This window comes from Nocardia sp. NPDC004568 (genome assembly GCF_040609955.1).
In the GTDB taxonomy this organism is placed as follows: Bacteria; Actinomycetota; Actinomycetes; order Mycobacteriales; family Mycobacteriaceae; genus Nocardia.
The window spans coordinates 1-25780 of record NZ_JBEXLL010000066.1 but is presented as its reverse complement, the minus strand read 5'-3'; the positions used below and the strand labels follow the sequence as shown (position 1 = coordinate 25780).

Sequence of the window (25780 nt, the reverse complement as noted above, 5' to 3'; positions counted from 1 at the left end):
CGCGGTCAGGGGGTCAGGACGGTCAACGCCGCGGGTTCGACGCGCACGGTGAGCGGCAGCCGGCCCGCGGGTTCGCCGTCGGCGGTGGCCGGGGCGCCGGGCGCGTGCAGCCTCAGGGATTCGGCCCGGTACTGGCTCACCGCGGGATGTTCGATCCGCCGGCCCGCCGAGAGGGCGGGCAGAATCCGCAGCATCTCCAGATGCGAGACCTTGCCGACCACGGTCACATCCAGCAGGCCGTCGTCGCACCGGGCGTCCGGGCAGATGAGCATTCCGCCGCCGTAGGTGGTGGTGTTGCCCACCGCGACCAGCAACGCCTCGGTGGTGATCACCTCCGCGGCCGGGCCGCCGAGTTCGATCCGGTACGGCACGGCGATGCCGTGCGCGATCTCCGCCACCGCCGCGACGGTGTAACGGGACCGGCCGCGCGGGTAGCGCATCCGGTTGGCGCGCAGGGTGACCCGGGCGTCGAAGCCGGTGCACGTGACGGTGGCGAACCACATCGGATCGTGCCCGGCGGGTTCCAGCCGGCCCAGGTCTATGGTGCGCACCCGCCCGGAGCGCACCAGTTCCGCGGCCCGGGCCGGCTCGTCGGCGATACCGAGTTCACGCGCCAGATCGTTGCCCGTGCCCGCCGGAACCAGGGCCAGCGGCACCCCCGAACCGGCCAGCGGGTCCAGGATCGTGTTCACCAGGCCGTCGCCGCCGACGCAGACGACCGCGTCGGGCGCCGCACCGGTCACCACCTCGCGCACCTGTTCCCGGGTCCGCGCCGCGGAGGGCGCGTGGATCTCGACGACCGCCACGCCGTCCGCGCTCAGCCGGTCGACGACGGTCCGAGCGGCCTCACGCGCTCTCCCCTGCCCGGAGGCGGGGTTGGTCACCACGGCGACCGTCCGCACCTCCCGTGCATCCGCTACGTCGCGGCGTGTCATGGCAGCAGTGTGCCAGGGTTGAGGATCCCGGCCGGGTCGATCTCGCGTTTCACCGCACGGAGAATTCGCACGCCCAGGTCACCGATCTCGTCGGGCAACCAGGCGCGGTGGTCCGCGCCCACGGCGTGGTGGTGGGTGATGGTGGCGCCGGCGGCGGCGATGGCGTCCCCGGCGGCGGTCTTCGCGGCCCGCCACTGCGCGATCGGATCGTCGAGCAGCTTGGCGACCACCGTGAAATACAGCGACGCACCGGTCGGGTAGGTGTGCGAGATATGGCACATCACCAGGGCGGGCGCCCCCTGGGCGGTGAGCGAATCGGTGAGCGCGCTCGTCACCTTCGCCTTCAGCTCGGTCAGCGCACTCCAGGTGGTGGCGGTCTCCAGGGTCTCGCACAGCACCCCGACATCCAGCAGCGCGTCACGGAGATAGGGGGCCGCGAAACGGCCGTGCTGCCATTCCCGGGCGGGTTCCGGACCGAGTTCGGTACCGCCGGCGGCGCGCAGTATCGCGGCGGCCTCGGCGCCGCGGGCCGCGGTATGGGCGGCGGTGCCCTCGAACGTGGTCACCGCGAGACAACCGGATACCGCTGTCCCGCCGACGTTTCCCGCCCGGGCCAGATTCAGTCCGGTTTCGGCTTCGTCGGACAGTCGCAGCACCGTGGGCGCCGCGCCCGCCTGCACGACCGCGCGCAACGCGGCGGCTCCGGTCGCGAAATCCGGGAACGACCAGGCCAGATGGGTGGTGACCGCGGGGACGGGATGGACCCGGACGGTGACCTCGGTGAGGACGCCGAGCGCGCCCTCGGAACCGACGAAGAGTTCACGCAGATCGGGTCCGGCGGCCGAGGCGGGCGCCCGGCCCAGCAGCACGCTTCCCGTGGGCGTGGCCACCCGGACGCGCTGGACCATATCGTCGAACCGGCCGTACCCGGCGGAGGCCTGACCCGACGACCGGGTCGCGGCGAATCCGCCGATACTGGCGAATTCGAAACTCTGCGGGAAATGCCCGAGCGAGAGACCGTGCGCGGCGAGCAACTGTTCGGCACGCGGGCCGGTGACCCCGGCGCCGAAGGTCGCGGTGCCGGAGACCGGATCGCAGTCCAGCAGGGCATCCAGCCGGCGCAGGTCCAACGCGATCACCGTGTCGAACGAGCCGCGCACCGGATCGAGCCCGCCGACCACACTGGTGCCGCCGCCGAAGGGCACCACGGCGATGCCGTGCGCCGAGCAGTAGGCGAGGACGGCTGCCACTTCGTCGTGGCCGGCGGGAAAGACCACCGCGTCCGGTGCGTCCTGTGGGGCCGGGTCGCGTCGGCGCAGCAGGTCGGGCGTGCTCTTGCCGCCGGCGTGGCGCAACCGGGCGACCGGTTCGGTGGAGATATGGCCCGCGCCGACGAGATCTGCCAGACCGGCCCGCCGGTCCGGGGACAGGACCGACGGCCGGAGCGGCACATCGCCCTCATCACGACGCGTCGCCGGCTCCCCGGAGATTGCGAAAACCTGTGTCAGCAGGCCGCGGATCTGCTCGGGCAGCGGTGTGTGTCCGGCGGGAACACCCCAGGCGTCCCACACCATATCCGGTCGCCGCGCGCTCGAGGCCGAGTTCACCGGACGTTCGCCTTGGTCACCTGTCATGCGTTACAGTTTTACATGGAGTGTCAAGTAGTAACCCGAGCGGGAGACGAGGTCGAGTCCGTGTCATCCGGCGCAGCAGCCGTCGAGCAGACGATCCTGGACGCGGCCCGCGCGTGCGTCGCGGAGTTCGGTGTCCGGCGCACCACGCTCACCGAGGTCGCCCGCCGGGCCGGTGTGAGCCGGCCGACGGTCTACCGCAGATGGGCCGACAGCCGCGATCTGGTCGCCGAACTCCTGGTGCGCGAACTGCGCGAGATCATCGCGGCGGCCGTGCCGACCACGGGCCCGGCCCGGGAACGGCTGGTCACCGGTGTGGTGACCGGCGCGGCGGAGGTCCGATCGAACCCGCTGTTCGGCAAGATCTTCCGCACCGATACCGACCTGATGCTCACCTACGTCTTCGGCCGGCTGGGCCGCAACCAGCGGCAACTGCTCGAGCTGTTCGACACCGGCATCCGGGACGGGCAGGCGGACGGGTCGGTCCGGGCCGGCGACCCCGACCGGCTGGCGGCCATGGTCCTGCTGATCACCCAGTCGGCGGTGCAATCGGCGGCCACGGTCGCCCATCTGCTCGACGGCTCCGCGCTCGACACCGAACTCCGCCACGCCCTCGACAGCTACCTCGCCCCGTGATCCCACCTTCCAGGAAGGAGTAGAGCTCGGCGCATCCGGAAGCGGCGATCGTCCCCGCAATCCGTTCCGCCACGCCGGCGGGCGCCGTGCCGAGAAACAGATGGCCGAGAAACCTTTTCCCACTGCGGGGCCCGCGCTGAACGCCTCCCGCCGGCGCCGTGAGCTCGCGGCTCTCGGTGACCATCCCGACATCGACCTGCTGGTGATCGGGGGCGGCGTGACCGGCGCCGGTGTCGCACTCGACGCGGCCACCCGCGGACTGCGCACCGTGCTGGTGGAACGCCACGATCTCGCGCACGGCACCAGCCGATGGAGTTCCAAACTGGTGCACGGCGGACTGCGCTACCTGGCGAGCGGGAAGGTCGGCATCGCGCACGAGAGCGCGGTGGAACGGGGAATCCTGCTGCGCCGCAATGCTCCGCACCTGGTCCGGCCGCTCCCCCAGCTCGTCCCGCTGCTGCCCGGTATCGGACTGTCCACCCGGAGCCTGATCCGGGCGGGATTCCTGGCCGGCGACGCGCTGCGGTTGGGGGCGGGCACGCCGGGGGCACTGCTACCCCGGTCGCGGCGGGTGACCCGCGCCGAGGCGCTGCGACTGGCACCGACGGTGCGGCAGCACGGACTGCGCGGCGGGTTGCAGGCCTGGGACGGGCAACTGGTGGACGACGCGCGACTCGTGGTCGCCCTCGCCCGCACGGCGGCCGCGCACGGCGCGACCGTGCTGACCCGTGTCACCGCCGAACAGGTAGGCGGCGACGGAGCGATCCTCCGCGACACCTCGACCGGCGAAACCCTCGAGGTCCGCGCCGCGGCCGTGATCAACGCGGCCGGTGTCTGGGCGGACCAGGTGGATCCGAGCATCGAATTGCGGCCCAGCCGCGGCACCCATCTGGTATTCGACGCCGCCGCCTTCGGCGGACTCACCGCGGCCCTGACCGTGCCGGTGCCCGGCGCCGTCGGCCGGTTCATCTTCGCCCTGCCCGCCCCGCACGGACGGGTCTACCTGGGGCTGACCGACGAGGACGCGCCCGGGCCCGTCCCCGACGAACCGCGGCCCACCGGCCCCGAGATCGACTTCCTGCTCGACACGGTCAACACGGTGCTGCGTATCCCGCTGACGCACGCCGATATCCGCGGCGGCTACGCCGGCCTGCGGCCGTTGCTGCGCACTGCCGGCGACAGCACGGCCGATATCTCCCGGCAACACGCGGTCCTCACCGCGCCGAGCGGCCTGGTGACGGTGGTCGGCGGCAAACTCACCACCTACCGCAAGATGGCGCAGGACGCCGTCGACGCCGCCGTGGCCCGATCGCGGCTGCGCGCCGGCCCGTGCCGGACGAAGGATCTGCCGCTGGCCGGCGCCGTCGCGGGGGTGGCCCGGGACCGGCTGGCCGCACCCCAGCTCCTGATCGAACGCTACGGCGCCGATGCCCCCGCGGTTGTCACGCTGGCCGCCGCGAATCCCGAACTCGCCACCCCGGTCGCCCCCGGCCTGGACGTGCTCGCGGCGGAGTTCGTGTGGTCACTGGAACAGGAGGGCGCCCTCGACGCCGGTGATCTGCTGGACCGCCGCACCCGGATCGGGCTGGTCCCGGCCGACCGAGCCGCCGCCCTGGCCGCCGCCGAAGCCGCGGTGGCCGCCTGCGCGGGGTGATCTCAGGCGTACTCCCAGGTCTCGGTCGCGGCCCACATACACGACCGGGGCCAGCGGTCGAGGCCGTGTGCGATCTCGGCCGCCCGCAGGGCGTGCAGCTGCGGGGTCTCCGCGGCCGGATCGAGATAACGGAAACCCAGCCGCTGGTAATAGGGCCCGTTCCACGGCACCTCGGTGAAGGTGGTGAGCGTTATCGCCGGCAGCCGGTGGTCGGCGGCCCAGCGCACCGCGTGATCGATCAGGCGCCGGCCGATACCCGCCCCGCGGTATTCGGGCAGGACCGACACCTGGTCGATATGGGCGTTCCCGTCGACGACGCTCGCGATGAGATAACCCACCGGACCCCCGTCCGCGCCCGTCCAGACCCACGCGCGATCGTCCAACACGAATTCGCCCAGTACCTCGGCCGGCAGCGGGTCGTCGGCGGCTACGGCGTCCATTCCCACCGCCGCGAACGGCTGCCCCGCCCGCACCTCGATCTCCTGCAGCACCGGGATATCCGCCGCGCTCGCCGCCCGGATCACGCCGCACCCGCCCGCAGAACAACCGGCGAGCCGGGACGAGCCGGGACAGCTCGCCCCGACCGCTCGAGGTAGCGAGACGGGCGGAGCATCGACGGCGCCGGACGCGTGGTCGACGCCTCGACCGCGACCAACGCTGTGCGTTCGACCGATGCGCTGAGCGGCATGACGATCCCTACTCTCCGTTCCGTGCGGCGCGGCGGTCTCCCCGCTCACCCCGGCAATCCGTCGTCACCATCTCATACGCCGGGTAACGGATTCGCATCTATGCTGGATCCGGTAGTGCGCCAGGAAGGAGCCGCGGGTGCGCGTTGATACGTCCACTATCGGGATCGCACCGGGCGAGGGCCTGGTCGCGCGATTCGGTGACGTCGTGATCTATCTCGTGGGGGCCAATGCCTCCACCGAGCGGATACTCGGCGCGGTCGAGGCCGTGGCGGATGCCGAGCACCCCGGAGCGGCCATCGCGCAGCGGCTCGCCGCGGTCGTCTTCGGTACCGGTTCGGAGCCACCCCCGTTCGGACTCGTCGCGCCCACCGCCGACGGCACCCTGGTCCTGCTCCGCGGCCCGGTATCGGCGATGATCTCCGGCGCCGAGGGCTCCCGGCGACTCGTCGGCGCCCGCGCTTTCACCTGGGTGGACGAGATCGTGCGGGACCCGGTGCGCACCCTGACCGTGGGCCCCGGCGCCGACGGCCGGATCACCCCGTATCCACGCACCGATCTGCGCGCGGGAGTCGTGCCCGGCGGGGGTTTCGTCATCAAGGCCGCGGTACGCCGCAGCACCGAGAACCGGAACCGGTCCGTCACACCGGCGAAGAAAGCGGCGGGGACCTACGCACCCGTCGCGACGGCACCGGCCGGGCTGGCCGCGACCGAGCCGGAACCCGACTCGCACTCCGGGCCCCGTACCGGTCCGGCCGAGGCGCCCGCCGCGGAACCACTGCCCGGCACCCGCGCGTGGTCGGCCGCACCCGCGCCCATGCGCGTGGATCCCGAACCGATCCGCCTGCGCAAGGACCCGGCCCGGCCCCACCCACACACTCGCACCCCCAGCGCCGAGCATGCCCATCCCGCCCCGCCGACCCTGGTGGCCGAGGACGGTACCGCCTACCCGCTGGACCGGGCCTACGTCATCGGCCGCGGCCCCTCGGTCGACGAATCGGTACGCCGCAAAACCGCCGCTCCCCTGGTCCTGCAGCGCGACCGCCATATCTCCCGGGTCCACGCCTACCTGTCGGTCGACTCGGGCAAAGTGTTCCTCCGCGACGCCGGCACCGCCGCCGGGACCTTCGTCTCCACCCCCGGCGAACCGCGGTGGACCCGGATCAGCCAGTCCCCGACCGAACTCCCGCCCGGCGGCCGGATCCGCATCAGCGAACAGGTCCTCACCTATCACGGCGGCGCCACCTGATCCCGGTGTACCTCTGGGCCCCGGGCACGGACACGCAAGCCGAACATTCGAAGTAGGCGGACGGGGGCGGAACACGCGGTGCCCCCACGCGAGCGGGCTCACGCCACTATCGACCCGCGATGGTCGCCGGTCGATGGACGGCCGACCGCGCACCCGAAACCGCTGCCGACCCGCTCCGGACACCCGATCACCCATCCACGAGCCGGACCCCACCCGGGAACTGCCACCCGGGCCGAGCCGACAGGCCACAACATCGCAGGTGAGCAACCCCTACCCAACCGCCGACCACCCAACCGAAACCTGGCCCGACCCGGGGAGTCCACCAGGCCGACCCGGGGAGTCCACCAGGCCGACCTGGGAAGTCCCCCCGGGCAGACCTGAGGAGACTCACAGCACCGTAGGTGCTCGACGGCCACCCTCTATGGATGGCCGACCGCACACCGCACATCGCAGAGCTCACAATGGTGGGTATGCACCGCAACGCCCCGATCGACGATATCGACGAGTCCGAGCTGACCGTCACTCCACCGAAGGAGCAGGCGGCCGGCGTCCGGGCGGTGGCCGTGGCACTGCGGCGGGCGGTATCCGATATGGGTGTCGTGCGCACCGCGCGGACGCTGGCTCGGGTCAATCAGGTGAACGGTTTCGACTGCCCGGGCTGCGCCTGGCCGGAGCCGACCGGGCACCGCCGGCCTGCCGAATTCTGTGAGAACGGCGCGAAGGCCGTCGCCGAGGAGGCGACACTCGAAACGGTCGGGCCGGAGTTCTTCGCCCGGTATTCGATCGACGAACTCGCGCAACGGTCCGGGTACTGGCTGGGGCGGCAGGGCCGGCTCACCCATCCGATGGTCCGGCGGCCCGGCGATACGCACTACTCCCCCCTCTCCTGGGCGGCGGCCTACCGGCTCGTCGCCGAGCAACTCCGCGACCTGGACTCCCCCGACGAGGCGGTTTTCTACACCTCCGGTCGTACCGCCAACGAGACGGCCTTCCTGTATCAGCTGCTGGTGCGAAGTTTCGGGACCAACAATCTGCCCGACTGCAGCAATATGTGCCACGAGTCCTCGGGCACCGCTCTGACCGGTTCGATCGGGATCGGCAAGGGTTCGGTGACGATCGACGATTTCGCGGCCGCCGATCTGATCCTGATCGCCGGCCAGAATCCGGGCACCAACCATCCGCGGATGCTCAGCGCCCTGGCCGACGCGAAGAAGTCGGGTGCGCGGATCATCGCGATCAACCCGCTGCCCGAGACCGGCCTCATCGGTTTCCGCGATCCGCAGACCGTGCGGGGGCTGACCACCGGGGTGGATATCGCCGACGATTTCCTGCAGATCCGTCTGGGTGGCGATATGGCGCTGTTCCAGGGCTTGGCCAAACTGCTGTTCGAGGCCGAGGACCGGGCTCCCGGCACCGTACTGGACCGGGCCTTCGTCGACGGGCACACCGCGGGTTTCGCCGACTACGAGCGGCATATCCGAGCTGTCGACCTGGACACCGTGCTCACCGCGACCGGACTCTCCCGCGACGACCTGGAACGCACCGCCGCACTGCTGGCCGGTTCGACGAGCACCATCGTGTGCTGGGCGATGGGGCTCACCCAGCACACCCACGCGGTGGCCACCATCGAAGAGGCGGCCAACCTGCTGCTGGCCCGCGGCATGATCGGTAGGCCGGGGGCGGGTCTGTGCCCGGTGCGCGGGCATTCCAATGTGCAGGGCGACCGCACCATGGGTATCTGGGAGCAGGCTCCCGAATCCTTCCTGGCCGCCCTGGACCGGGAGTTCGGGATCACCAGCCCGCGGGCGCACGGTTACGACACCGTCGCCGCCATCCGCGCCCTGCGCGACGGCCGTGCCCGCGTCTTCTTCGGTATGGGCGGCAATTTCGTCTCCGCCACCCCCGACACCGCGGTCACCGAAGCGGCGCTGCGCCGGTGCGCGCTGACCGTGCAGGTCTCCACCAAACTGAACCGCAGCCATATCGTGCACGGGGAGACCGCGGTGATCCTGCCGACCCTGGGCCGCACCGACCTGGACATCCAGAACGGTGTGCGGCAGCAGGTCTCGGTGGAGGATTCGATGTCGATGGTGCACCTGTCCACCGGCCGGTTGACACCGGTCGGCCCGGAACTGCGCAGCGAGGTCGCCATCGTCTGCGAACTCGCCCGGGAACTGCTCGGTCCGGACCATCCGGTGCCGTGGGACCGGTTCCGCGGTGACTACGACCTCATCCGCGATGCCATCGCCCGGGTGGTGCCCGGGTGCGCCGATTACAACACCCGGGTCCGACAGCGCAACGGGTTCGTACTGCCGCATCCGCCGCGCGATTCCCGGGAATTCCGGACCGCCACCGGGAAAGCCAATTTCGCGGTGAACGAACTGCGCTGGGTGCCGGTGCCGCCGGGGCGGCTGATCCTGCAGACCGTGCGCAGCCACGATCAGTACAACACCACGATCTACGGCCTCGACGACCGCTATCGCGGCGTTCACCAGGGGCGCCGGGTGGTCCTGGTGAACGCCGCGGATATCACCGAACTGGGTTTCCGCGAGGGCGATCTCGTCGATCTGGTCTCGGAGTGGAGCGACGGCGCCGACCGGCGGGTCGAGGGCTTCCGGCTGGTGGCCTACTCCACTCCGCGCGGCAATGCCGCCGCCTACTATCCCGAGACGAACCCACTGGTGCCGCTGGATCATGTGGCCGTCCGCTCGAACACCCCGGTGTCGAAGGCCGTCACCGTCCGGCTCGAACCCCATACCCACCGCCGATGAGCAGAGTCACCGCCCGCCGCCGCATGCGGCGGATCACCCCGTCCGGGGAGATCGTCCGCCCCGATACCTTGGCCGTGGAAGAGCCGCTGGAGATCCGGGTGCGCGGCGAATCGCTCACCGTCACCATGCGCACCCCCGGCCACGATATCGACCTGGTGCACGGATTCCTCTTCGGTGAAACCCTGATCGGCACGGCCGCCGATATCCACAGCGCCCGCTACTGCGCCGGTACCGACGAGGCGGGCCGCAACACCTACAACGTGCTGGATGTGGGATTGCACGCCCCGATCGTGCTGCCGGACCGGCCGTTCCTCACCACCGGCGCCTGTGGGCTCTGCGGGCGCACCGCGCTCGACGAGGTCCGGATGCGCAGCCGGTATCCGCTGCCGGCCCCGCGACCGCTGCTGGATGTCGAAGTGCTGGCGGCCCTGCCGGATCGGCTGCGCGCCCTCCAGTCGGTTTTCGATGCCACGGGCGGGCTGCACGGGGCGGGCCTGTTCACCGCCGACGGTACGACCCTGGTCGTGCGCGAGGACATCGGCCGCCACAATGCCGTGGACAAGGTGATCGGGTGGGCGCTGCGCAAGAACCGTATCCCGGCCTCGGATCTCGTGCTCGTGGTGAGTGGGCGGGCATCGTTCGAACTGGCACAGAAGGCTGTCCTGGCCGGTATCCCGGTCCTCGCCGCCGTCTCGGCGCCCAGTTCGCTGGCGGTGGACCTGGCCGACGAGTCCGGTCTCACCCTGGCGGGGTTCGTACGCGGCGAGACCCTGAACATCTACAGCCACCCGGAGCGTATCCGCGGTATCGGCGCCACCGGGTGACCCGGGACGAGTGGCCGCGGCACCTCCCTCGGTGTGCGCCGACCGTACTCGCTACCGCGCGAGCGTAGCCGCGTAATCGGCCAACTCGATGTCGTCCTTGGCGTCGCCGGCGAATCTGTCCATCAGGTCGAACCAGCGTGACCCCAGGAACCAGTTCCGCAACCGCAGGCCGAGGGCGGTTTTCGGCGCCAGGAACGGGCCCGGGCTACTGCTGCCCCCGAGTTTCGCGTACCGGCGCATGATGCGGTCGTATCGGGCGAAGGCCTCGGTGTACTCACCCGCGGCGGCGGCGAGTTCGCCCGCCAGCACATACGCTCCCACCACTGCCAGACCGGTCCCGAAGCCGGCCAGGGTGTTGCCGTAGGCGCTGTCGCCGACCAGGGCCACCCGGCCCGACACATAGCTGGGCATCCGCACCCGGGCCAGCGCGTCCAGGTAGAAGTCGTCGTGTCCGGGCAGTTCGGCGAGCATCTCGGAGACCGGTCCGTTCATTCCGGCGAAGTGCTCGACCAGGACGCGCCGCTTCTCGGCGTCGTCGGCGAACGCGCGCGCGGCGGCGGCGAACATATACATCTGCTGCGCCTTCGGTCCACCGCGCACCGCGAGCCGGCCCGGTGCGCTGTAGGCGTGGGACACTCGCCGCCGCGGTCCGTCGCTGTGCCCGGCGGCGAGCGGTTCCCCGGCGATGGCGTAGTAGTAACCGCGGTGCCCGACGAACTTCTCCTCCGGCCCGAACGCCAGCCGGCGGACCCGGGAATGGATACCGTCCGCGCCGAACACCAGGTCGAAGCGGCGTGCCGGACCGTGCTCGAATTCGACCTCGACCCCGTCCCCGGTCTCCCGCAGTGCGCTGATCGAGTCACCGAACACGTAGGCGCAGCGCCGGCTGGTCAGGTCGTAGAGGATCCGGGCCAGATCGCCCCGCAGGATCTCGACGTCGCCGCCGGTGAAGTCACCGGACATCCGTGCCTGCTCCCGGCCGTCGGCATCGACGAAGACCATATCGGTGGCGCCGGTACTGCGCCGCCGGATCTCGTCGTGGACACCCATCCGCTCGAGCACCGTGCGTTGCACGGACCCCTTGAAGTCGACGGCCTGCCCGCCCGGGCGCAGGGCCGGGGCCCGTTCGACCACGGTCACGTCGAACCCGTAGCGGTCGAGCCAGTAGGCGAGCGCCGGGCCGGCGATGCTCGCGCCGGAGACGAGAACGGTGCGGTTCTGCATGACGAACTCCATCCATTATCTGCGTCCGATGGAAACTGTTTCCGCCGGACGCCATTCAGCGTATGGTAGACACAGTTCCACGTCAATCCACGTCCGGAGAGGAACCCGATGGCGACGCCGACCACGCTCGAGCTGCTCTGGGGAACCGACCGGCGCCCGACCCGGGGCCCCAAGCCGACGCTCACCCGGGCCGCGATCGTCGCCGCGGCGGTCGAACTGGCCGATACCGAGGGCCTGGCAGCCCTGTCCATGCAGCGGCTGGCCGATCGCCTCGGCTACACGAAGATGTCGCTGTACCGCCACCTGCCGGGCAAGGCGGAGCTGACGGCCCTGATGGTGGAGGAGGCGCTGTCCGGCCTGCCGGCACTGGACACTTCGGGATCTCCGCGCTGGCGCACCGGCCTACGGTCCTGGGCGCTGCTCACCTTCGAGCGGTACCGGCGCCACCCCTGGGTGATGGAACTACTCGCCGGAGCGCGGCCGATGGGCCCCAACGAATTGGGCTGGACCGAGGCCGCACTGGAAACGATGGCGGATATCGCGCTGACCGGCCCGGAGCGGCTGGACACGCTCGTCGTACTCAACGGGCACGTACGCAGCCTGGCCCAGCAGGTCGTAGGCCCCGGTGCCACCGAGGAAGAATTCACCGGTGCGATGGCCGCGGCACTGGAGTTGGCGGGCGACCGATTCCCCCGGCTGATCGCGGCCGTATCCGAACCTCCGCCCGCCGCCGGAACACGAGCGGGGGCGCCGCAACGCGACGCCGCCCTCGAATTCGGTACCGAGCGCATTCTCGACGGAATAGCGGCCCTGCTCACCGCACGTGGCACCTCCGGCGATTAGGACCGGACACCCGCGGGCGCGTCGCTCACATACCCGGCAGCCGGACACCCCTGTCCGCCGCCACCCGGGCCAGTTTCTCGGCCTCGTCGATGGCGACCGCCACATAGGTACGCAAACCCTCGTCGTCACGACGCAACAGGTACTCGTAATCGCTGTCGGTGAGCAATGCGTCGTCGCTGTCGTAGAAATGCCAGCGCACCCGCGCCCGGATCAGCGAACCGGTCAGTTCCGCGTAATCGACCACGGTGTGGTCGACCCGTGCCAGACCCAGCGTCTGATAAATGGGATGAGCCTGCGCCAATCCTTGCGCCATCTCTTCCCGCGAATGCAGGGCACCGACGAAATCGTCCGCGACAATGGTGCCCGGAGTCCCCCACAGGGCGGCCGTACGCTCGGCGTCGTAGGCGCTCAGAGTCGATTGGTATTCGTCGAGGAACGATTCGAGTTCCGCACGAAGGGCCATCTCGCCACGCATCCATATTCCCCCGGCCGGGGCCGCGAACCGCCCGGAATCGACGTGCCCGATCGGGTACGGCGGCTCGCGACAGCCGCCCGCCGGGCCACGCCGGTCGTGTCACCGACCGGCTCGGCCACGGCCGGAGTTCGGAGCGTCCACTATCGAACGCTCCACCTCCTCAGTTGGCCAGCGCCTCCAGCAGCGCCGCCCGCTGACGAGCGCCCAGCCCGCCGATCCGGCGATCCTCCGGGATATCCGCCTGGTCCATCAGCTTGGCGGCCTTCACCGGGCCGACGCCGGGCAGCGCCTTGATCACGGCGACCACCTTCGTCTTCTTGACCAGTTCATCACTATCGGCCTTGCGCAGCAGGTCGGCGACAGAGACTTTGCCGTCTTTCACCTGACCGATCAGTTCGGAGCGCGCCTTGCGCACCGCCGCCGCTTTGGCCAGAGCCTCCGTGCGTTGTTCCGCGGTCATCGTTGGCAGTGCCATATCTCCTCCGCTTTCACTCATCGCTCGAACATCTGGTTTGACCGGGTCGATTCAACATCACAATACCGACACCGACCGATCGACACACCGTCCGGACCTGCAGTCATAGCAATGATTTCTGATTCGATCACCCGGTGGGGGCCCGGATACCGGCGGACCGGTCAATGGGATCCGGCACGGAAGAACGCCTGGAACACGTAACACTCGAACCCGCTGCTGCGAAATTCACAGCAGACGGACACCTGCACGGCGGCGGTTCAACGGCGAACCGAGGGGTCAGCGGAGATACCCGCCCGCCCTGCGCGGTCAGCGCGATAACCAGGCATTTCCCCGCTACGCCGAAGTGGCGGACATTCATGCGCATATCTTTCTCCGGCGCGATCGGGCGACCGGACGCGCCACCGACTGCTACGCTTCCAAATCTAGAACACGTTTCATTTTCGGTAGGAGTGGTGATGGCACGGGAGATCCGCGACGTAGTCGAGCAGTACGTGAAATTGGTCGGCTCGGGACCGACCGCGGAAATCGTCGATCTCTACGCGCCCGACGCCGTGATCGAGGACCCGATCGGCACCGAGCCCAAACAGGGGCACCAGGCCATCCGCGAGTTCTACGACGTGATCACGAGCCTGGAGCGGGAAACCAGTCTGGCCCCGGACACCGTGCGGATCGCCGGGAATCACGCCGCCTTCGTATTCACTCTGGTGACCCGGGCGGGCGGACACCGCATGACCCTCAGCCCGATCGACACCATGGAGTTCGACGCGGAGGGCCGAATCGTCCGGATGCGCGCCTACTGGGGCGCCGACGATATGTCCGTGGAGCCCGAATGAGCCGCGCGGCGACTCGTCTGCACTGAGTCGCCACTCGTTCCACCCCTGGGCAGCCCGTCACCGGCCTGGCCCGTATCGCGCACCCGGCATACCCTGAGCACAGGGCACGGGTGCGCTCGGTCACAGCAGGCGGTCCGGGCGTCACGTCGCGGGTCGCTGTCTCGTCCGAGTTGCAGGGAAACGAACCCACCTCAGAGGAGACCCGATGAGCACATCACGCATTCCGGCCGTGGCCCCGGAGAATGCTGGGCTACTGACCAGGGCACTGTACTGGTTCGCCAAACGCCGGTTCGGCGAAGTCCCCGAACCATTCGCCGTGGGCGCCCACCACACCGGCCTGCTGGTGGCCGGCGGCGTACACGAGATGCTCGCCGAGAAGGTGTCGAAGAAGCTGCCTGCCGCGATCCGCGAGATCGCGGTCTACCGCACGGCCTGGACCGTCGGCTGCTCCTGGTGCGTCGACTTCGGGACCATGCTGCAACGGCTGGACGGCCTGGACATCGAGCGGCTCCAGCACATCGCGGACTACGAGACGTCACCGCACTACACCGAAGACGAACGCGCGGCCATCGCCTACGCCGACGCCATGACCGCCACTCCGATGACCGTCACCGACGAACAGGTCGCCGACCTGGAGAAACGCTTCGGCCAGGCGGGACTGGTCGAGCTGACCTATCAGATCGCCCTGGAGAACTCGCGGGCCCGCAACAACCACGCCCTCGGCATCACCGCGCAGGGATTCGGCACCGATTCCTGCCGCGTGCCCTGGGCATGACACCGCCGGCGCGGCTCAGATGACCCAGCAGGCGTAGCCGATGTGCTCGCCCCGGCCGACGAAGACCCGCACGTACGGCGCCTGGTCGTTCCCGCCGGTCGGCTGGACCGCCTGCAGGGTGTGATCCCCCTCGGAGGCGGGCACCCAGTGCACCAGCGCCAGCCCACCGCCGGCCGGTGCGACCGTGGCGAACGGGATCCCGTTGTCGAGGAAGGTCACCGCGGTCACCGCCTCGGTGAGCCAGGCACGCACGGTGTAGCTGCACCCGGTGCCGTAGTTCGTCCGGATACCGGCGTTCAGGTCCGGGGTCACGCTGACCTCGCGGACGGTCGCACCGGCCGGCGGCGCCGCGCCCAGGAAGGCGAGCAGCACCGCCGCTGTCACCGACAGCAGTACGCCCACGCGGTGGACCCGCGTGGGCGTATCGGTGTCGACGCACCGCGCGAACCGGATATGCCGCCCAGACAGCCGCGTCACCATGACCTGCTCCTCCATCGCACGAATGCCGAGGGGTCACCGAGTACTGCGGGCCGGTTCCGGACCGGCCCCGTCGCGTCGGGCAGCGATTCGCGCGTGCCTCAGGCCGACTTGTCGCGGCGCTCCGGACGCTCCCGCTTGCGCGGCACGATGGTGGGCAGCACATTGTCGTTCACCGTATCCGCGTCCACGACGACCTTGGCCACATCGTCCCGGCTCGGGATATCGAACATGACCTGCTGCAGCACTTCCTCCATGATGGCGCGCAGCCCTCGGGCGCCGGTACCCCGCAGAATGGCCTGATCGGCCACGGCCTCGAGTGCGTCCCGGGTGAACTCCAGATCCACGCCGTCCATCTCGAACAGCCGAATGTACTGCTTGACCAGTGCGTTCTTGGGCTCGGACAGGATCTTCACCAGGGAGTCCTTGTCCAGGTTCGTCACCGACGCCACCACCGGCAACCGGCCGATGAACTCGGGGATCAGACCGAACTTGATCAGATCCTCCGGCATCACCTCGGCGAAATGATCGGTGGTGTCGATCTCGGCCTTGGACCGTACCTCGGCGCCGAACCCGATACCCCGGTGCCCGGTGCGGTCGGAGATGATCTTCTCCAGGCCGGCGAACGCCCCCGCCACGATGAACAGCACATTGGTCGTGTCGATCTGGATGAATTCCTGATGCGGATGTTTGCGGCCGCCCTGCGGCGGCACACTCGCCTGCGTCCCTTCCAGGATCTTCAGCAGCGCCTGCTGCACGCCCTCACCCGAGACATCGCGCGTGATCGACGGGTTCTCGCTCTTGCGCGCGATCTTGTCGACCTCGTCGATATAGATGATGCCGGTCTCGGCGCGCTTCACATCGTAATCGGCGGCCTGGATGAGTTTGAGGAGAATGTTCTCGACGTCCTCACCGACATAACCGGCTTCGGTGAGTGCGGTGGCGTCGGCGATCGCGAACGGTACATTCAGCATTTTCGCCAGCGTCTGTGCCAGATAGGTCTTACCGCAGCCGGTGGGGCCGAGCATCAGAATATTGGACTTCGCCAACTCGACGCTCTCCCCGCGCGCGTCACGACCCTTGTCGCCGGCCTGAATACGCTTGTAATGGTTGTACACAGCGACCGCCAGCGTGCGCTTGGCGGTATCCTGCCCGATCACGTAGTTCTCCAGGAAATCCCGGATCTCCGCGGGTTTGGGCAACTCATCGAGTTTGACCTCGCTGGACTCGGCCAGCTCCTCCTCGATGATCTCGTTGCACAGATCGATGCACTCGTCGCAGATGTACACCCCTGGTCCCGCAATGAGCTTCTTGACCTGCTTCTGGCTCTTTCCGCAGAACGAGCATTTGAGCAGATCGCCGCCGTCGCCGATGCGCGCCATCTCGTGGGTCCCTACTTCCTTGTTCGCGTGCAACCATCCGTCCAGCTTCCAGCCGACCGCCGCCTGCGGTGGAGAAAATCCGGCTCGATCACCCGGATCGAAGGGCGGTGCTGTCAACCGGGAACAAAGGTCCCTGGGTTTGACCGTACCCGGTGTGTGCGATGGAGGTCGACAACTCGGGCAGGTTTCTCGTCGCGGTTGTGCGGGGATTCACGCGGATACCGCGTCACGGCACGTTTTCCGGATAGCGAACCATCCGGGGTGTGTCGCCACGCCGCAGCGGGAATCCACCTGGGCCGGGCCCCGCCGCCCGGCCGGTCCGGCGTACCGCTCACACGGCGCGCCGGACCCGGTAGCGCCTCACTTCTGAGCGCTGAGCTTGCGGTAGTCGAACACCGTATCGATGATCCCGTATTCCTTGGCCTCCTCGGCCGTCAGGATCTTGTCGCGGTCGGTGTCCTTGCGGATGACATCGGCGTCCTTACCCGTGTGCCGCGCCAGGGTGGTCTCCATCAACCGGCGCATCCGCTCGATCTCGGCCGCCTGGATCTCCAGATCCGACACCTGCCCCTGGATACCGCCCTCGACCGACGGCTGATGGATCAGCACCCGGGCGTTCGGCAGGCAGGCCCGCTTACCCGGGGTTCCCGCCGCCAGCAGCACCGCCGCCGCCGAAGCCGCCTGACCCAGGCAGACGGTCGCGACATCGGCGCGCACGTACTGCATGGTGTCGTAGATGGCCATCAGCGAGGTGAACGAACCACCCGGCGAATTGATGTACATCGTGATGTCGCGGTCGGGATCCAGCGATTCGAGCACCAGCAGCTGCGCCATGATGTCGTTCGCCGACGCGTCGTCGACCTGCACGCCGAGGAAGATGATGCGTTCCTCGAACAGCTTGTTGTACGGGTTGGATTCCTTGACGCCGAAACTCGAATGCTCGATGAACGACGGCAGGATGTAGCGCGACTGCGGGCCCGCCGGGGCGATACCGCCGAGGCCACGAGGATCGTTCGGATTGGCCATATTCGTCTCCAAGTCTGTGAGTGAGCTGTCCGCTGGACGGATTCGCGAATCCGGCCGGCACCCGGCGCGGATCCGCCGACAACGCCCTAGTTGCTGCCCGTGCCGCCCGCCTGGCGCGCATTGGTGATCACACGATCGATGAAGCCGTATTCCAGCGCCTGTTCGGGCGTGAACCAGCGATCGCGGTCGGCGTCGGCGTTGATCTGGTCCACCGGCTTACCGGTGTGCATCGCCTGCAACTCGTTGAGCTCACGCTTGGTGTATGCGAACTGCTCGGCCATGATCGCGATATCGGCGGCCGAACCACCGATACCGGCCGACGGCTGGTGCATCATGATCCGGGTGTGCGGCAGGGCGAAACGCTTGCCCGGAGCACCCGCGGTCAGCAGGAACTGCCCCATGGAGGCGGCCAGACCCATCGCGGTGGTCGCGATATCGCATTCGGCGTACTGCATGGTGTCGTAGATCGCCATACCCGCGTTCACCGACCCGCCCGGCGAGTTGATGTAGAGCGAAATATCTTTGGTCGGGTCCTCCGCGGACAGCAGCAGGATCTGCGCGCAGATCTTGTTCGCGATGTCGTCGTCGACCTGGGTGCCGAGAAAAATGATGCGCTCCCGCAGCAGGCGCTCGTACACCGAATCGCTGAGATTGAGCCCAGCGGTCGGAGCTGTCATGACCTCGGCTTTATTGATTGTCACGGATACCTGCCTTCTCTCGCCGGCTCGTTGCTGTCACAAACATTAACGAAGCAGGGCGGCACCGAACTCCCGGTACCACCCCGATTCGCTCAGAGCGCAATATAGATTGCGGCGCCTCCGGCGCCGCGGGGTTGCGGCCCCCTCGGTCCCGCTGTTCAGGGCCCGAGACTCGCGCCTTCGGCGCATGCAATGTGCGGTCGGCCGTCCGCGGGTGCGACCGTTGAGCACCTTCGGCAAAGCGGCGGGACGGGCCGCAACCCTTTGTGGGCCTCGCTGAACTCGGCACCAGGAGGATGCGGCCGTTCGTAGAGGGAAACCGTTCCAGAACCTGCGGACGCGGGCAAGCAGAGCCCGCGCTCCAGGGTTCGCCATGCGACACAACACATCGAGCCGAGTACCACGTAGCACCGTGGACGGACCTGACCAGCCGTAGATCGGGAACTCGGTGTGCGACGCGACCGCATGAGTCGAGTTTTACGACACACCTTGAAGGGTTGAGGCCCGTCTCGGCCCTTGGCCGAAGGTGCTCAAAGGTCGCACCCTGTGGACGGCCCACCGCACATCGCATGAGCCGAAGGCTCGAGTCTCGAGGCCGAAACGGCGAGACCAAGGGGGCCTCAACCCCGCGCGCCGAAGGCGCGCCAAAAAACACAGCGCCTTCACGAGCGAGCCCACTTGTTCTCGCCTTCCCGAGCAAGCCCGGTCTCGATTCCCCGTGACTCGACTCGCTCTTCCCGGCCCCCGAGCGCCGCAACTCGGCACCGGGTGCACACGCGTCGTTCGAAGTCCCGGCACAGCGCGTACCGGAGGCATCCCCATCCTCGCGGAAAGCAGAAACCCCGAGGCTTCGGATGTGCGCGCACCGGGGACGATTGTCGATCTTCTGTCTCCGGATTGCCAACACCGCCTAGGTCTCAGGGCTTCCTACCGCAATTCTCGCGTGGGTCACTCCGCGTGGGGGGTGGCCTCCTCGGTGGTCTCCTCGTCGGATTCCTTGGCGTTGCCGAACATTTCGTCGGTGTCGACCTTGTTGCCCTCGGTGTCGGTGACCGTCACCTTGCCGACGACCTCGGCCAGAGCCTTGCCGCGACGGACGTCGGCGAAGACCGCACCGAGCTGGCCGGCCTGCTGCACCTGCTGGATGAACTGCTCGGGCGCCATCCCGTAGCGCTGGGCCTGGAACAGGATGCGCTCGGTGAGCTCCTCCTGGCCGACCTGGGTGCCCTCGGCCTCGGCGACCGCGTCCAGCAGCAGCTGGGTCTTGACCGATTTCTCGGCGGCTTCCTTCGTGTCGGCGTCGAACTCTTCACGGCTCGAGCCCTGCGCCGCCAGCGCCTCGGCGAACTTGGCCTCGTCGTGGTCGAAGCCGTGGATGGCGTCGTGCTCGACCGCGTCGATCTCGGCCTTCACCACGGCCTCGGGCAGCGGCACCTCGACGCTGTCGAGCAACTGCTCGAGCACCTTGTCGCGGATATCGCCGGCCTGCTGCACCTTCTTGACCCGCTCGACGCGGGAGCGCAGATCGTCCTTCAGCTCGTCGATGGTGTCGAATTCACTGGCGAGCTGAGCGAATTCGTCGTCGGCCTCGGGCAGTTCGCGTTCCTTGACCGAACCGAGGGTCACCGTGATGGTAGCCTCCTGCCCGGCGTGTTCACCGGCGACCAGGGTCGAGGTGAACTCCTTCGACTCACCGGCCGACATCCCGATCAGGGTCTCGTCCAGGCCCTCGATGAGCTGGCCCGACCCGACCTCGTGCGACAGTCCGGAAGTGGCCGCTTCCGGCACCTCTTCGCCGCCGACGGTGGCGGACAGATCGATGGAGACGAAATCGCCGTCCTGGACCGGGCGTTCGACACCGGTCAGGGTGCCGAAACGCTGGCGCAGCGACTGCAGCTGCTCGTCGATATCGGCATCGGTGATCTCGATGGCGTCCACCGTGACCGCGATGGTGCTGTAGTCCTCGGGCAGGGTGATCTCCGGCCGGACGTCCACCTCGGCGGTGAAGGCCAATTCCTGGCCGTCCTCGATCTTGGTGATCTCGATTTCCGGCTGGCCGATGACCTTGACCTCGGAGGTGGTGACGGCCTCGCTGTAGCGGCCGGGCAGGGCGTCGTTGACGACCTGCTCCAGCACCGCGCCGCGGCCCAGACGCGCCTCGAGCAGCTTGGCCGGCGCCTTACCCGGACGGAAGCCGGGGATGCGCACCTGCTTGGCCAGGGCCTTGTAGGCGCGATCGAAGTCCGGCTTCAGCTCCTCGAAGGGCACCTCGACATTGATCCGGACCCGGGTCGGGCTCAGCTGCTCGACGGTGCTCTTCACGGACATGCTCCTTGTTCTCGTCGGTTCGTGTTCGCCGGCCCGCACGATATCCGTGCTGGTGGCCGGGTGATGGCGCGTGGTCTGGCGACGGCGCGCGGGTACGCACCCTCGGCGTATCGTCCGAAGCGGCGAGCACCTGCGGTTTCACGCGCCCGGGATACGCATCCCGACCAGGGTAGTTGACCGGGTCACGCGCCCTGCAGCCCGGTGCTGTGTTTACGGCGGCGCGGGTCGGGGCCCGCGTGACCGCGATTCTCCACTCCGCCGATCGGTCGCGGCGCGCCTTCGCTCCGCCGCTTCGGGACCGGCACCCGCCCCGACCACGGATGGCGACCGTTCGCCGAGCCCCGACGGCTCATCCTCGAGGGACGGAGACGGCGTCGGTCACGAAGACCAGCGTCTCGTTCGGTTTCACACCGTTGCCGCCCGCGCCGTAGCCGAGGTCGGGCGGGATGATCAGCAACCGCCGGGCACCCTGCTGGACACCTTCGAGGCCCTGCTCCCAGCCGGGGATGACCATACCGTCGCCGAGGGTGAGTTCGAAGGGTTCACCGCGGTCGAACGAGGAGTCCAGTTTCTGCTTGTCCGACCAGGTGACCAGGGCGTAGTTCATGGTCAGTTGCTGACCGGGCGCGGCGCCGGGGCCCGAGCCGGGGACGAGGTCCTCGGTCACGAGTCGTTTCGGCGGGTCGCAGTCGTCGGGAAGGGTGATCTGCGGGGCTTCGCCGAACCCGCCCTGGACGTCGATATCGTCGGCCGTGCATTCGCGGCCCTTCGATGCGGCGGGTGCGGTCTGCCCCGGCGCGGCGGACGAATCGGCCGTCGTGGAGGTGATGGTGCCACCGGAGTCGTCGGAGCCGCAGCCGCCGAGGCCGAAGGCGGCCGCGGCGACGGTGGTGACAGCGAGGATCCTGCCGATTGTCTGCATGTGCCGCACCCTACCGCCGGGCATCGCGGGGCTGTCACGAAGAACCGCTCCGGCCCGGACGACCCGTCGTCCGCGCGGGCCCGGTCCGATCGGGCGGAGTCTCCCGGGGCGATACCGACTCCCGCCCCGGCCATCGGGACATACCGCCGTGTTCTCTCGGGCCGGCGACGAGCGGCGAATCTCCGGGCCGGGCCCGGTAGCGCCGATCCGGCCGGGTGCGGGAGGGCCGAGATAGCGCACGGCTCAGCGCCCGTCGGGCGGGGCAGCGGCAGCGCCGCGGGCTCCGCGGCCGCCGGATCCCGGCGCGGGCACCGGTTTCCGCTTCGCGATACGGGTAAGGCGAGGGTGTGAGCAGAGAAGTTCCGCCGGCCGCCATCGGCGAACCGAGGGCAGTGTGGCACACCTCCAGCTATCGTGGGGGCAGTCCGCACTCGGGGTGCGGGAGCCCGGCGCGACCACGACCTCCAGGAGGTTAGGCGTATGACGCAGTTGGCGAGTGCAGGCGGGGACACCAGCGCCGACAATGTGGGCAGTCGCGGCGGTGAATCCGTCGCGCCCCGGCCCTATGTGCTGTCGGCGGCCCCGGGCCCCTTGGACGCCGAGGAGCTGGAATGCCTCGACGCGTGGTGGCGGGCCGCCAACTATCTGTCGGTGGGACAGATCTATCTGATGGCGAATCCGCTGGTGCGCGAGCCCTTGGCGCCGGAGCACATCAAGCCCCGGCTGCTCGGCCATTTCGGCACCGTGCCGGGGCTGAACCTGGTCTGGGTGCATGCCAACCGCGCCATCCTGGCCCGCGATCTGAACGCCGTGTTCGTCGCCGGGCCCGGGCACGGCGGACCGGGACCGAATGCCTGCGCCTGGCTCGAGGGCACCTATTCCGAGTTGTACAGTCATGTGCCGCGCGACGGCGAGGGCATGCGCGCGCTGTTCGCCCAGTTCTCCTTTCCGGGAGGCGTTCCCAGCCATTGCGCGCCGGAGACGCCGGGCTCCTTCCACGAAGGCGGGGAGCTGGGTTATTCGCTGTTGCACGCGTTCGGGGCCGCGCTGGACAACCCGGATCTCACCGTGTTCTGCGTAGTGGGCGACGGCGAAGCCGAGACCGGTCCGCTCGCGGGCAGTTGGCACTGCAACAAGTTCCTGAACCCGGCGCGCGACGGCGCGGTCGTGCCGATTCTCGCCCTCAACGAGTACAAGATCGCGAATCCGACCCTGCTGGCCCGCATCCCCGAGGACGAGCTCGTCTCGCTGCTGCGCGGGTACGGCTACGAACCGCTGATCGTCGCCGGCGCCGAGCCGGCGCGGGTACATCAGGACATGGCCGCCGCCGTGGACACCTGCCTGGAGCGGATCGCGCAGATCCAGCGGGCCGCGCGGGACGGAAGCGATACCACCCGCCCGCACTGGCCGATGATCGTACTGCGCACCCCGAAGGGCTGGACCGGGCCGCCGATCGTGGACGGCGATCCGGTGGAGGGCACATTCCGCGCCCATCAGGTCCCGCTACCGAGTGCCCGGGACGACGCGTCGCATCGGGTGGTGCTCGAGGAATGGCTGCGCTCCTACCGGCCCGAGGAACTGTTCGACGAGACCGGTGCGCCCGTCTCGGAGTTACGCCGGCTGGTACCGGCCGGCGGCCGGCGGATGAGCGCCAATCCGGTGGCCAACGGGGGCGCGCTGGTTCGGGATCTGCGGTTGCCCGACTGGCGCGGTCATGCCGTCGATGTCACCGAGCCGGGCCGGACGGCACACGAGGCGACCCGGGTGCTCGGCGGCTGGTTGCGGGAGGTCACCGCGGACAATCCCGATAATTTCCTGACCTTCGCCCCCGATGAGCTGGCCAGCAACCGGCTGCAGGACATCCTCGCGGTCACCGGACGCAACTGGCAGGCCGAGATCGGTGTCCACGACGAGAAACTGGATCGCCGCGGCCGGGTGATCGAGGTGCTCTCCGAGCATATGTGCCAGGGCCTGCTCGAGGGATATCTGCTCACGGGCCGGCACGGAGTGTTCACCTGCTACGAGGCGTTCGTCCACATCGTGGACGCCATGTTCAACCAGCACGCGAAATGGCTGGACGCGAGCGCGGAGGTGCCGTGGCGGCAGCCGCTGGCGAGTCTGAACTATCTGCTGTCGTCGCATGTATGGCGCCAGGACCACAACGGTTTCACCCATCAGGACCCCGGCTTCCTCGACGTGGTGCTGAACAAGAAACCCGAGATCGTGCGGGTGTATCTCCCGCCGGACGCCAATACCCTGCTGTCGGTGTACGACCACTGCCTGCGCTCCCGGCACTACGTGAACGTCGTGGTCGCCGGTAAACAACCGCAACCGGATTGGCTCGGGCCCACCGATGCCGCACTGCACTGCGCCCGCGGTATCGGTATCTGGGAGTGGGCGGGCCATCGCGACGAACCGGCCACCACCCCCGATGTGGTCCTCGCCTGCGCCGGTGACGTACCGACCCTGGAAACGCTGGCCGCCGCGGCGATCCTGCGCGAGGAACTGCCCTGGCTGCGGGTGCGGGTGGTGAACGTGGTCGATCTGATGCGGTTGCTCCCGGCCGACGAACATCCGCACGGGCTACCGGACAGCGAATTCGACACCCTGTTCACCCGGGACTCCCCGGTGGTCTTCGCCTTCCACGGCTATCCCTGGTTGATCCACCGGCTCACCTACCGCCGCACCAACCATTCGGGCCTGCACGTGCGGGGGTACAAGGAACGCGGCACCACCACGACCCCGTTCGATATGGTCATGCTGAACGACCTCGACCGATTCCACCTGGTGATGGATGTGATCGACCGGGTGCCGGCGCTACGGCAGCAGGCGGCGGGGCTACGCCAGCAGATGGCCGACGCACGTCTGCGGGCCCGTACCTGGACCCGCGAGCACGGCGAGGACATTCCCGAGGTGGCGAACTGGCGCTGGCCCGGTCCACCGCCGGCCTGAGCGGCGTAGTCCGGGTTCGGGCCGCGGGATCGGGCCGGCCGGCTTACCGCGTTCACCGATGACGGCGGCCAGGCGGCGGCCGAACCGGCGACGCGCCGTCCGCCGCGTGGGCCTCGATCCAGGGAATCTCGGTGTCGCGTGAGTACGGGATGCACGCGCGCGATGCCGTCGGCACTCCCGGACCAGCGGCCGCGAGACGAGTCGATAACCGCCGCCCTGGTCGTCCCGGACCGAACTGCCGAGGGTGTGCGAGCTCGATATCGCGCCGTACGGTGCGGGAGGTGACGCCGGGCCGGGCGGCGTGTTCGGGCCGGTCCAGATCTGGCGTGGTGATGGTGGCCGGGTGATCGTGGCCGGCGGTGGGAGCGTCGGGGGGGTCGAGTGGGCGGGGCGCGGGACGGTCGGGCGTAGGACGGGCGGGGGCCAGGGCGCGTTCGCATATATGCGCCAAAAGCCACCCTGACCAGCCGTTATCGGACCGTCTGAGCCGCCGCTCGATCGTGCCGGCGTCAAGAGCCATAGATCGCAGTGCCGACGGACCATCCGCCGACCCGAGTACTCCGGCCGGAGAAGCTGCCCCGGCTGCGCGAATATCCGGGGGTCGCAAGGCCGACGTCGCCCATGCGGAGAACGACCTGGATATCGAGGCCCTGACCCGGCTCGTGAGCGGGACGGATACAGCACGGCGTCCGCCGTACCGACTCTCGGGTCCGAAGCGCGCCGGTCGCCGGTAGTAGCGCGGCACCCCGGGCGGCAGAGCAACTCATTCCCAGGCATGGGAAATGCATAGCCGCTTATCCAAACACTCGTGTACCGTACCGTTAAATAGCGGCACATAGAACTACGGACCCACATATATCGACTCACCGTAGAAGTTCTATCTGCCGGAACAGAACGGAGCACGCCATGACCATCACCCGCAACTTCGGATTCGTGAAGCGAATCGCCGCCGCCGCCGTGCTGGCCGGAGCGCTCGCCGCGATC

21 protein-coding genes are annotated in these 25780 nt (G+C 69.1%); 9 read left to right on the top strand and 12 right to left on the bottom strand.

Features of this window, described 5'->3' with window-relative positions:
• Positions 1 to 5: 5 nt before the first annotated feature.
• Together ABZV91_RS25065 and ABZV91_RS25060 are read right to left on the bottom strand one after the other, a co-directional pair.
• Positions 6 to 935 carry a diacylglycerol kinase family protein gene (locus ABZV91_RS25065; protein ID WP_355246285.1) on the bottom strand — a complete coding sequence of 310 codons (930 nt, stop codon included), beginning with the start codon at positions 933 to 935 and terminating at the stop codon, positions 6 to 8.
• Positions 932 to 2509, bottom strand: coding sequence for an FAD-binding oxidoreductase (locus ABZV91_RS25060; RefSeq protein ID WP_355246318.1), 1578 nt, complete (start codon positions 2507 to 2509; stop codon positions 932 to 934). The genes ABZV91_RS25065 and ABZV91_RS25060 overlap by 4 nt, the downstream gene beginning before the upstream one ends.
• Positions 2510 to 2584: 75 nt before the next feature.
• Here ABZV91_RS25060 and ABZV91_RS25055 point away from each other — a divergent pair, with 75 nt between their 5' ends.
• Both ABZV91_RS25055 and ABZV91_RS25050 read left to right on the top strand, forming a co-directional pair.
• On the top strand, positions 2585 to 3202 hold the full coding sequence (locus ABZV91_RS25055) for a helix-turn-helix domain-containing protein (RefSeq protein WP_355246282.1): 618 nt from the start codon (positions 2585 to 2587) through the stop codon (positions 3200 to 3202).
• Between the two features lie 100 nt (positions 3203 to 3302).
• Positions 3303 to 4856, top strand: a complete 1554-nt coding sequence (locus ABZV91_RS25050; RefSeq protein ID WP_355246279.1) for a glycerol-3-phosphate dehydrogenase/oxidase — start codon at positions 3303 to 3305, stop codon at positions 4854 to 4856.
• A 2-nt stretch (positions 4857 to 4858) separates the two neighbouring features.
• Here ABZV91_RS25050 and ABZV91_RS25045 read toward each other — a convergent pair whose 3' ends face one another.
• Positions 4859 to 5380, bottom strand: a complete 522-nt coding sequence (locus ABZV91_RS25045; RefSeq protein WP_355246276.1) for a GNAT family N-acetyltransferase — start codon at positions 5378 to 5380, stop codon at positions 4859 to 4861.
• A gap of 301 nt (positions 5381 to 5681) precedes the next feature.
• Between ABZV91_RS25045 and ABZV91_RS25040 the strand changes: the two genes are divergently transcribed.
• The 3 genes from ABZV91_RS25040 to fdhD all read left to right on the top strand — a co-directional run bounded on the left by ABZV91_RS25040 (position 5682) and on the right by fdhD (position 10386).
• Entirely contained in the window at positions 5682 to 6791 is a 1110-nt protein-coding gene (locus ABZV91_RS25040; RefSeq protein WP_355246273.1) for an FHA domain-containing protein, read from the top strand.
• A 470-nt stretch (positions 6792 to 7261) separates the two neighbouring features.
• Positions 7262 to 9562, top strand: a complete 2301-nt coding sequence (locus ABZV91_RS25035) for an FdhF/YdeP family oxidoreductase (RefSeq protein ID WP_355246270.1) — start codon at positions 7262 to 7264, stop codon at positions 9560 to 9562.
• Entirely contained in the window at positions 9559 to 10386 is an 828-nt protein-coding gene (gene fdhD / locus ABZV91_RS25030; protein ID WP_355246267.1) for a formate dehydrogenase accessory sulfurtransferase FdhD, read from the top strand. Before ABZV91_RS25035 ends, fdhD begins: the two co-directional genes overlap by 4 nt.
• Positions 10387 to 10437: 51 nt before the next feature.
• On the opposite strand, the gene ABZV91_RS25025 is transcribed toward fdhD, so the two are convergent.
• Positions 10438 to 11610: an FAD-dependent monooxygenase gene (locus tag ABZV91_RS25025; protein WP_355246264.1), complete on the bottom strand. Its 1173-nt coding sequence runs from the start codon at positions 11608 to 11610 to the stop codon at positions 10438 to 10440.
• Positions 11611 to 11718: 108 nt separating this feature from the next.
• Between ABZV91_RS25025 and ABZV91_RS25020 the strand changes: the two genes are divergently transcribed.
• On the top strand, positions 11719 to 12453 hold the full coding sequence (locus ABZV91_RS25020) for a TetR/AcrR family transcriptional regulator (protein WP_355246261.1): 735 nt from the start codon (positions 11719 to 11721) through the stop codon (positions 12451 to 12453).
• 25 nt (positions 12454 to 12478) lie between these two features.
• Here ABZV91_RS25020 and ABZV91_RS25015 read toward each other — a convergent pair whose 3' ends face one another.
• Together ABZV91_RS25015 and mihF are read right to left on the bottom strand one after the other, a co-directional pair.
• On the bottom strand, positions 12479 to 12916 hold the full coding sequence (locus tag ABZV91_RS25015) for a hypothetical protein (RefSeq protein WP_355246258.1): 438 nt from the start codon (positions 12914 to 12916) through the stop codon (positions 12479 to 12481).
• Positions 12917 to 13088: 172 nt separating this feature from the next.
• On the bottom strand, positions 13089 to 13403 hold the full coding sequence (mihF, locus tag ABZV91_RS25010; RefSeq protein ID WP_030523251.1) for an integration host factor, actinobacterial type: 315 nt from the start codon (positions 13401 to 13403) through the stop codon (positions 13089 to 13091).
• Positions 13404 to 13858: 455 nt separating this feature from the next.
• On the opposite strand from mihF, the gene ABZV91_RS25005 reads away from it, so the two are divergent.
• Both ABZV91_RS25005 and ABZV91_RS25000 read left to right on the top strand, forming a co-directional pair.
• Positions 13859 to 14236 carry a nuclear transport factor 2 family protein gene (locus tag ABZV91_RS25005; protein WP_355246254.1) on the top strand — a complete coding sequence of 126 codons (378 nt, stop codon included), beginning with the start codon at positions 13859 to 13861 and terminating at the stop codon, positions 14234 to 14236.
• A gap of 205 nt (positions 14237 to 14441) precedes the next feature.
• Positions 14442 to 15011 (top strand): carboxymuconolactone decarboxylase family protein, encoded by a 570-nt coding sequence (locus ABZV91_RS25000; protein ID WP_355246251.1) that lies wholly within the window; start codon positions 14442 to 14444, stop codon positions 15009 to 15011.
• Between the two features lie 15 nt (positions 15012 to 15026).
• Here ABZV91_RS25000 and ABZV91_RS24995 read toward each other — a convergent pair whose 3' ends face one another.
• The 6 genes from ABZV91_RS24995 to ABZV91_RS24970 all read right to left on the bottom strand — a co-directional run bounded on the left by ABZV91_RS24995 (position 15027) and on the right by ABZV91_RS24970 (position 21844).
• Positions 15027 to 15491, bottom strand: coding sequence for a hypothetical protein (locus ABZV91_RS24995; RefSeq protein ID WP_355246248.1), 465 nt, complete (start codon positions 15489 to 15491; stop codon positions 15027 to 15029).
• A gap of 98 nt (positions 15492 to 15589) precedes the next feature.
• Positions 15590 to 16870, bottom strand: a complete 1281-nt coding sequence (gene clpX / locus ABZV91_RS24990) for an ATP-dependent Clp protease ATP-binding subunit ClpX (RefSeq protein ID WP_030523255.1) — start codon at positions 16868 to 16870, stop codon at positions 15590 to 15592.
• A gap of 360 nt (positions 16871 to 17230) precedes the next feature.
• Entirely contained in the window at positions 17231 to 17896 is a 666-nt protein-coding gene (locus tag ABZV91_RS24985; RefSeq protein ID WP_063038045.1) for an ATP-dependent Clp protease proteolytic subunit, read from the bottom strand.
• An 86-nt stretch (positions 17897 to 17982) separates the two neighbouring features.
• Positions 17983 to 18573: an ATP-dependent Clp protease proteolytic subunit gene (locus tag ABZV91_RS24980; protein ID WP_039823336.1), complete on the bottom strand. Its 591-nt coding sequence runs from the start codon at positions 18571 to 18573 to the stop codon at positions 17983 to 17985.
• 969 nt (positions 18574 to 19542) lie between these two features.
• A complete protein-coding gene (gene tig, locus ABZV91_RS24975) occupies positions 19543 to 20916 on the bottom strand; it encodes a trigger factor (protein ID WP_355246245.1) in 1374 nt (457 codons plus the stop codon).
• A 355-nt stretch (positions 20917 to 21271) separates the two neighbouring features.
• The gene (locus tag ABZV91_RS24970; RefSeq protein WP_355246242.1) at positions 21272 to 21844 is read right to left on the bottom strand and encodes an FKBP-type peptidyl-prolyl cis-trans isomerase; all 573 of its coding nucleotides are present in this window, start codon (positions 21842 to 21844) and stop codon (positions 21272 to 21274) included.
• A gap of 480 nt (positions 21845 to 22324) precedes the next feature.
• Here ABZV91_RS24970 and ABZV91_RS24965 point away from each other — a divergent pair, with 480 nt between their 5' ends.
• A complete protein-coding gene (locus tag ABZV91_RS24965) occupies positions 22325 to 24796 on the top strand; it encodes a phosphoketolase family protein (protein WP_355246239.1) in 2472 nt (823 codons plus the stop codon).
• The last annotated feature ends 984 nt before the right edge of the window (positions 24797 to 25780 follow it).